The 8,241-nt window shown below is 68.0% G+C and carries 5 protein-coding genes; 2 read left to right on the plus strand and 3 right to left on the minus strand.

Going from position 1 to position 8,241, the window contains the following annotated elements; genetic code table 11:
- Nucleotides 1–345 precede the first annotated feature (345 nt).
- On the plus strand, nucleotides 346–2,061 hold the full coding sequence (locus VN419_RS11380; protein WP_325647347.1) for a LysM peptidoglycan-binding domain-containing protein: 1,716 nt from the start codon (nucleotides 346–348) through the stop codon (nucleotides 2,059–2,061).
- Between the two features lie 83 nt (nucleotides 2,062–2,144).
- Here VN419_RS11380 and rsgA read toward each other — a convergent pair whose 3' ends face one another.
- The 3 genes from rsgA to VN419_RS11395 form a co-directional block, all read right to left on the minus strand.
- Complete coding sequence (rsgA, locus tag VN419_RS11385) at nucleotides 2,145–3,200, minus strand: ribosome small subunit-dependent GTPase A (RefSeq protein ID WP_325647348.1); 1,056 nt, start codon at nucleotides 3,198–3,200, stop codon at nucleotides 2,145–2,147.
- A 437-nt stretch (nucleotides 3,201–3,637) separates the two neighbouring features.
- Nucleotides 3,638–7,000 (minus strand): EAL domain-containing protein, encoded by a 3,363-nt coding sequence (locus tag VN419_RS11390; RefSeq protein WP_325647351.1) that lies wholly within the window; start codon nucleotides 6,998–7,000, stop codon nucleotides 3,638–3,640.
- Nucleotides 7,001–7,210: 210 nt separating this feature from the next.
- Nucleotides 7,211–7,795 carry a hypothetical protein gene (locus VN419_RS11395; RefSeq protein WP_325647349.1) on the minus strand — a complete coding sequence of 195 codons (585 nt, stop codon included), beginning with the start codon at nucleotides 7,793–7,795 and terminating at the stop codon, nucleotides 7,211–7,213.
- 249 nt (nucleotides 7,796–8,044) lie between these two features.
- Here VN419_RS11395 and VN419_RS11400 point away from each other — a divergent pair.
- The coding region (locus VN419_RS11400) for a hypothetical protein (protein WP_325647350.1) at nucleotides 8,045–8,241 on the plus strand (197 nt) is incomplete at its 3' end.

Consider the following 8,241-nt stretch of genomic DNA (forward strand, 5'->3'; position numbering starts at 1 on the left):
GGCTTGCTGGTGGACCAGCCCGAACCGGAACCGGACTTGCCGGAACCTGATTTGCCGGAGCCGGACTTGCCGGGGCCGCCGGGCTTGCCGCCGCTGCGGGGGCCCTTGGGGCGCGAGGGTTTCTTGGAATCAGTCATGGGAACCTCCAGGGTTCTTCCGGCACTTTTGCACAAGCTTGCCAGACGAAAAGTTCGGGTGTAGGGTATGGTGTCTTTTTACGTATCCAACTATCGGCGCACGGGGCTTGGCCGCTTTCCAGCCGCCCGTCAGTCCCCAGGAGTCCTTCTCCACCCGCGCCGCCGACCGGAGGAACGAATATTGATGAAGAATCTTATGCGATTATCCTTGACCACACTAGGCAGCCTCTGTCTGCTGGCGTCGCTCTGGTCGTGCTCGGCCATGAATATCGACAACGCAGGTCCTGTCAAGGCCCAGGCCCCGGATTCCCAGCGCCAGGCCGCAGGCGTGGCCCCCGTCAAAAGCGGGCTGCTGGCCGCCCAAAGCCGCGGCATGAACCCACCGGGCAGCCGCACCCCGGTGCTCGACAACGACGTCGACCTCGAACCCGAACTCTCCGCCGTGCCCCTGACCCCTGGCCAGACCGGCACCCTGCTCGAGCCTGAAGTCACCGGCCCGCTGCCGCAAACCCCGCAGCTCACCGAGGAACAGCGCCGCATCCTGGGCCAGAAGTCCGGCCTGGACTTCGACCTCGACCTTTTCGACTCCCAGGAAGTGGAACGCTACTTCGCCTACTACACCGGCCCCGCGCGCGAGACCTTCGCCCGCTGGCTCAAGCGCTCCGAGGCGCACCTGCCCCACGTGCGCGAAAGCCTGCTGCGCAACGGCCTGCCCCAGGATCTGGCCATGCTGCCCTTCGCGGAGTCCGGCTACAACTGCAACGCTTACTCCTGGGCCGGCGCGGGCGGCATGTGGCAATTCATGCCCTACACCGGCCGCAAGTACGGCCTCACCGTGGACTGGTGGATCGACGAACGCCGCGACCCCAAGCTTTCCACCGAGGCCGCGGCCAAGTATCTGTCCTTCCTGAACGACATGTTCGGCGACTGGTATCTGGCGCTGGCCGCGTACAACGCGGGCGAGGGCAAGATCTCCCGCGCGCTGGAGATGACCAACGCCGAGGACTTCCTCGACTTGGTGAGCCAGAACGACCGCCTGAACCGCGCCATGCGCCTCAAAACCGAGACCCAGCACTACGTGCCCAAGTTCGTGGCCATCACCAAGATCTTCCAGAACCTGGAGGCCCTCGGCTTCGAGCCCGTGAACTGGGGCGCCGCGCCCAAGCTTGAGACCGTGCAGGTTCCCGGCGGCACCGACCTGCTGGCCCTGGCCAAGTCGGGCGGCATGAGCTGGGAAGAATTCCATTCGCTGAACCCGGCCTTTCGCCGCCAGGTGAGCCCGCCGGACCGCAACGTCACCGTCAGCATCCCCAAGGACAAGACCCAGCCCATGCTGGCCTATCTGCAGAACCCCAGCATCCTGCCCCACGCGGGCTTCATCGCCCACACGGTGCAGAAGGGCGACAACCTGCGCACCCTGGCCAAACGCTACCGCGTGCCCCAGGAAGTGATCTCCCAGATCAACGGCGCGGGCGCCCAGGCCATGAAGCCCGGCCAGTGCATCATGGTGCCGCAGAGCAGCGTGGGCGAGGCCATGCCCGAGGGCCTGAAGAAGACGCGCAAGATCGCCGCCTCCCGCGCCAACTATGAAGTGGGCAAGGCCGACACGGCCTGGTCCATCAGCAAAAAGTACAAGGTCAGCGTCAAAACCCTGGTGGAGGCCAACGGCCTGCCCAGCAGCAAAGCCATCAAGCCCGGCATGAAACTGAACATCCCCGACGCCTCGGACCAGGCCACCAAGAAGACCCGCGTGCAGGCCGCCAAGGCGCGCGAGCAGGTGACCCGCTACACCGTGCGCCAGGGCGATACTGTCTATTCCCTGTCCAAGAAGTTCGGCGTCACGGCCGAGGCCCTCAAAGGCTGGAACAAGATCAAGGGCACCGAGCTGCGCGCGGGCGAAAGCCTGAAGGTTTACGCACAGTAACGGCCAAGCAAGCGCAGACGAAGGCCCCCTGGACGCAAGTCCCGGGGGCCTTTTTTTTAGCCGTGGCCGCGCGCTTCGACGCCTCAGCGCTTCAGCCCCTTCTTCACCTCCCGCACCATCCGGCCGAAGGCCTTGTCCTTGCGCCGCTTCTCCAGGCGCGACAACGCATGGTGCTCCGACTCCTTCCTGAGCTTGAGGTAACCCGCATAGCGCGCCGGGGCGATCTCTCCGCCCTCCACGGCGGCGCGCACGGCGCAGCCGGGTTCGTCCAGATGGGTGCAATCGGCGTAACGGCACAGAGCGGCATGAGCCGCGATATCCGCGAACTCCAGTTCCAGGCCGCCCTCCGCTCCCATGAGACCGAATTCGCGCATGCCCGGCGTGTCGATCAAAAGCGCGCCCTGGTCCAGGGTGACGAGCTGGCGGCGCGTGGTGGTGTGGGTGCCCTCGCCCGTGCCGCTCAAGCCACCCGTCTCAAAGGCCTCGCGGCCCAGCAGCCGGTTCAGGAGCGTTGTTTTGCCCGCGCCAGAGGAGCCGAGAAGGCAGCAGGTTCTGCCGGGGGCAAGAGCTTGCCGCAAGGCGCCGAGCCCCTCCCCCGTGACGCAGCTCACGGCCAGGGCGCGTGCGCCGGTGACGGAGCGGATGACCTCGAGGCTGCGTTCCGTCTCCTCCGGGGCCAGCAGGTCCGTCTTGGTCAAGAGCACCACCGGCTCCACCCGGCCGTCCGCCGCGGCCACCAGGTAGCGCTCCAGCCGGGCCGGGTTGAAGTCGTGCTGGCCGGATTGCACGATGAGGGCCGCGTCCACATTGGCGGCGATCATCTGATACCGCGCGGACGCGCCGGGCGTCCTGCGCCGCAGGAAGCTCCTGCGCGGCAGCACGTGGTGGATGATGGCCGCCGCGCCGCCGTCGTAATGGCGGGCCCCCACCCAGTCGCCCACGCAGGGCAGTTCCTCCGGGCTTTCGATGTGAAAGGACAGCTTGCCGGACAGCTCCGCCGGAACCTCTCCCGCTTCGCTGAGAATGCGGCAGGAACCCCGGTCCACGGCGCATACGCGCGCCAGATCGCAGCCATTCAGATCCAGTTCGGCGGCGCGCTCGGCGAACCAGGCGCAAAAACCCATTGCGTTCAAATCCATTGTCTTCTCTCCAGAACGGCCCGCCGGAGCGGGCCCCAATGCGTCCAGGGACAACCAGGGCGCGGCTGCCGGTCCCCGCCTGCGGATGCGGACGGAGGACAAGCGCGGCGCCATGGCGTGCATGTGGCCGGTCAACGGCGCGGAATGCGCCGTGCGGGCAGGTTGCCGGACGAGAGAAGAGGAGGCTGGCCGGGATGCCGGGCCAGTCGGGTGCGGATGGGGCAGGACGCCCCGCAAGCGCAAGGCTCCCGGCGGGCGGGAGGCTTACGCCTTGGGGTTCCTACTGGCCGCGGCTCTCGCCGGCAACCAGGGGAACACTATCCAGAATGCTGCTGTTCAAAAAACACCTCTTGGGGAAAAAGGATGTGCTTCGCGAGAGATACCCAGCAGGCGGCCGAGCGTCAAGGGCGGCCGATCGCCCGGCGCGGACCGGCGGCCTACTCGTCCCGCGCGGCCTCGTCCCGGGCCAGCAGCCCGGCCAGTTCCGCCTCGGACAGGGGCGGATGGAAATAGAAGCCCTGCACGGCCTCGCAGCCCAGGGCCACCAGCAGGTCCAGCTGCTCGCGGGTCTCCACGCCCTCGGCCACCATGCTCAGGCGCAGGCTGCCCGCCAGGGCGGCGATGGCCCCGACCAGGGCGCGGCTGTCCGCGTCCTCGCGCGGCAGGTCGCGCACGAAGGAGCGGTCGATCTTGAGCAGGTCAACGGGGAAGCGCTGCAGGTAGGCCAGAGAGGAATAGCCGGTGCCGAAGTCGTCGATGGCGAGCGAAACGCCCAGGGCTTTGAGTCTGCGCATGGCCGAAAGCGCGGTCTCCGGGTCGCCCATGAGAGTGGATTCCGTGAGCTCCAGCTTGAGCAGGGCCGGGGGCAGGCCGGTTTCGCGCAGCACCTGGCGCACGGTGTCCACGATGTCCGGCTGGGCGAACTGCCGGGCCGAGAGGTTCACCGCCAGGGTGAGGCGGCGCGCGGCGGCGAAGCGCTTGCGCAGGGAGGTCATTTGCCTGCAGGCCAGACGCAGCACCTGCTCGCCCAGGGGCACGATGAGCCCGGACTCCTCCGCGTGGGAGATGAAGGCATGGGGCGTGACCAGTCCGCGCGTGGGGCTTTGCCAGCGGGCCAGGGCCTCCACGCCAAGCATGCGCGCGCCGTCGGCGCTCATGATGGGCTGGTAGTAGACCAGGAACTCGTCCCGCTCCAGTCCCCGGCGCATGTCCGCGTCCAGGGCCAGCAGTTCCTGGGCGCGGCGCAGCATGCCCGGATGAAACAGGCGCACGCGGTCCCGGCCGGAGTCCTTGGCGCGGTGCATGGCCAGATCGGCGTTCTGCAGCACATGCTCGGCCGCCACGCCTTCTTCGGCGGGCCCCAGCACCACGCCCACGCTGGCGGTCAGGCGCACCTCCTGGCCTTCCACGTTCATGGGCCGGGAAAGGGCCCGCAAGGCCTCGGCAAGCGCGGCCTGGGCGTCGTCTGCGCTCTCGGCCCGGTCCACGAGAAGCACGAATTCGTCGCCGCCGAAGCGGCACACGCCGCCCTTGTCGGCCAGGCCCTGCGCCAGCCTGCGCGCGGCCTCCACCAGCACGTGGTCGCCAAACGAGTGGCCCAGGCTGTCGTTCAGCATCTTGAAGCGGTCCAGATCGGCAAAGGCCACGGCAAAGGGCAGCTCGTCGCGGCGCGAACGGTCCAGGGCCTGCTGGATGCGCTCCAGACACAGGGCGCGGTTGGGCAGCCCGGTGAGGGAGTCGTGCAGGGCCTTGAACACCAGCTGCTGCTCCATGCGTTTGCGGGCGCTGATGTCGGCCATGACCATGATGCCCGCCTGGATGCTGCCATCGCCCGCGCGCACGGGGCTGGCGTTGGCCAGAAGCCAGCGCTCCGGCCCGAGGGGACCGCCCGAGCCGCCATCGGCGAGAAAGAAGCGCACCTCCTGGTCGCGGGTGCATTCGCCGGTCATCAACGCGCGGGAAAGGGGCGTCTCGCCGGGGGTCACCACCTCTCCGCCTTCGTCCTCGAAGCGCCAGATGGGCAGATGGCCGTTCACGTCCATGCCCACCAGGATTTCAGGCTCCACGCCGAGCATGCTGGCGGCGGCGTTGTTGGCGATGCTCACCCGGCCCGTGGCCGCATCGCCGATGACGATGCCCCAGGGCGCCTGCTCAAGGGAGGCCCGGAACAGGGCGCGGGTGCGCTCCAGCTCCTGCTCCAGCCGCTTCTTTTCCGTGATGTCGCGGCCGAAGGCGCAAATATACTCCTCGTCGCCGAAGCGCATGTAGAAGGCCTTGATCTCCTTCAACACCGGCCGGCCGTCGCGGGTGCGCTGCACGGTTTCGAAGCTGCAGGGACTCTGGCGCACGCGCTGGTGCAGGCGGAAGACCTCGTCGGGCGTGTAGGCGGGGTCCAGGTCGCTCATGGGCACGTCGAGGAGCTCCTGGCGGGGGTAGCCCAGGCTGCGCGCCACTGCCTCGTTGACGTAGGCGACGGTTCCGTTGGGCCGGGTGAGGTAGATCTCCTCCACGCCAGCGTCGATGAAGAACTTGAAGCGGGCCAGTTCACGTTCGGCCTGGCGCGTGTTGGTCGTGTCCTGAAACACGGCCACCCCGGCGCGCACGCGGCCCTGGGCGTCGCGAACGGGCGCGGCGTTGGTCAGCACCCAACGCTCGGTGCCGTCCGGGAACACGATGCGGTACTCTACGCCCTCGGTGGTCTGCCCGCGCCGCAAGGCGGCCACTATGGGCTGGTCCTCAAGGGGCACATATTTTCCGCTGGCCTCATAGACCCGCCAAGGCGTGCCCTCCGTGGCGGCGATCAAGGTCGGGGCGCTCTCCAGCCCGAGGATGCGCAGGGCCTCGGAGTTGAACACCAGGGGCGCGGTATTGTCCTCATGGGCGATGATGATGCCCGAGGGCGACTGGTCGATGGCCGAGGTGAGCAGATCCTGGGTCTTGCGGTGGCGGGCCATCTCGGCCAGGAGGTTGTCGCGCAGCAGGTCGGTCTCGCGGCTGCGCGCCTCGGCCGCGCGGCGCAAGCGCCGCGCCCGGGCGAGCACCAGAAGGCTTGCGCCCAGCAGCGCAAGCCCGGCGGCAAGGCCCGGCAACCAGGGCGGCAGGGAAAGGGCGTTCTCGCCCTGAGGCCGCTCCAGCGCGCGTATTTCCGCCGGGTTCATGGACTCGAACCCGGCGTTCAGTCTGGCCAGGAGGGCCTGGTCCGCCCCGCGCACGACGGCGCGCAGGGCTCCGCCAGGGAAGCGGCGCAGCAGGGTAAAGCGCTCCGGCGGGCCCAAGGCCCGCAGCCGGTGCTCCATGGCGGGCACGGGGCCGACTGCCACACGCACCTGATCCAGGGCCAGGGCCGCAGCCAGGCTGTCCAGGTCCGGGTATTCCCGCTGCTGCAAGGCCGGGAAGGAAGCGGCCAGAAAACGCGCGGTGGCGTTGTCCGCCGTCACAAGCCCGGCTGCCATTCGGGCCGTCTCCAGCCGCCTGCCGCCATCTGCGGCCAGTTGGGCGGCCGCTTCGGCCTTGGAGAAAACGCCGATGCCCTGGTCCAGCAGCGGCCGTGTCCAGGCGAAGCGCTCCACCAGTCCGGAACCGTTTCCGGGCTCCGGAATCTCGGACAGGACCAGGCCAGCGTGCACGTCGGCCCGGCCCTGCTCCACCAGAAGCAGGGCTTCCGCGCCGGGAGCCAGCAGCAGTTCCACGCGCTGGCCTGTGTTGCGCGCGAAAAGACGCCAGAACTCCGGCAGGATTCCCGCGGCTTGGCCTTGCGCGTCACGGAAGCTGTAGGGAGGGGCGTCGTCCGGGCAGACCACCAGCAAGGCTGGGGCGTCTGAAACAGGGGCCGGGGACTGGGCGCGGGAAGGCCCGGCCGAAAGCAGACTTATCAGAAAAAACAGGGACAAAAATAGAACGGTCAATGCTGGAAGCGACAGGGCCGCCCACGGTGGAGACGCTGTCGTCCCGCCGCAGGCGGCCCCTTCCGGACGCAATTGGGGGTTTGCGCCCTTGTTCAGCACTCGCCGTTACTTGGTCGCCTTGACCACATCCGTGGCGGCGTCCTGCAGCAGGTACAGCAAGGTGGAGGACAGCACCTTCTGCGCCGCGTCCACGTAGGTCAGGCCCAGGTTTTCGCGTTCGCCGGTGTAGATCTGCTCGACCACGAACTGGCCGTCCTTCTCCACCTTCACGCGGATGCGCAGCTTGGCCTTGGCCATGAGGGTGGCCCCGCTGTCCACGTTCACGGTATCGAAGGAGCCGGACACGACGTAGCCCTTGCTGGGCGTGGTGTCGGTCTTCTCGCGGTACTTCACGTCGCAGCCGCGGGCCTTCAGCTCTTCAAACATGGCCCAGCTGACCCACTCGGCCACGTCGTTCTCGGCATAGAAGCGTTTGCCTTCGCCCAGGGTGCCGATGGTGATGGTGTCGGCGCGCTTATCGGCAAAGGGCAACAGGGTGATGGTCTGTGAGCAGGTGGGTGCGCCCTGCGGCGTGGAGGGCTGATAGCGCAGCGGCACCACGGTGTTTGAGGAACAGGCGGCCAGAACGGCCAAAGCGGCCATGAGGCCCAGGACGGTAATTGCTTTGCGAACAGTGTGAATGACGGTCATGCGAACATCCCTCCAGGTGCTTGTATGCGTGCACCATTGCTTTCGTGCGTCGGTGCGGAGGATAGGCCAAAAGACAGGCACGCGCAAGGGCGGACGATTCCTCCCGGTCAGGTGGGAAAGGCGTTGCGCGCACTGCGCCAAAGCCTACAAAATATCTAGACTCCCCTCCGTGTTTGTGCTTGGGTGGGCCAAACCGCCGTGCGGGGCGCACAGCGAACAATGCACCCCAAAGCGGCCGCCGGAGCCCATATGCGCCGCCTTGTCACGTCCGCCTGCACGCCCGTCTTTCTGACCGCCCTCATCGCCGCCGCCTTGCTTTCCCCCCTGGCCACGGCCCCCACGGCGCAGGCCGCGCAGGCCAAAAAGACCGCGACCAAGGCCGAGCCGGAACCCGCGGGTCCCCCGGTGGAGATTTCCGGCCGGGTGGCCGTGGGCCTGGACAAGGT

Source organism: Humidesulfovibrio sp., from assembly GCF_035560995.1.
Taxonomy (GTDB): Bacteria; Desulfobacterota; Desulfovibrionia; order Desulfovibrionales; family Desulfovibrionaceae; genus Humidesulfovibrio.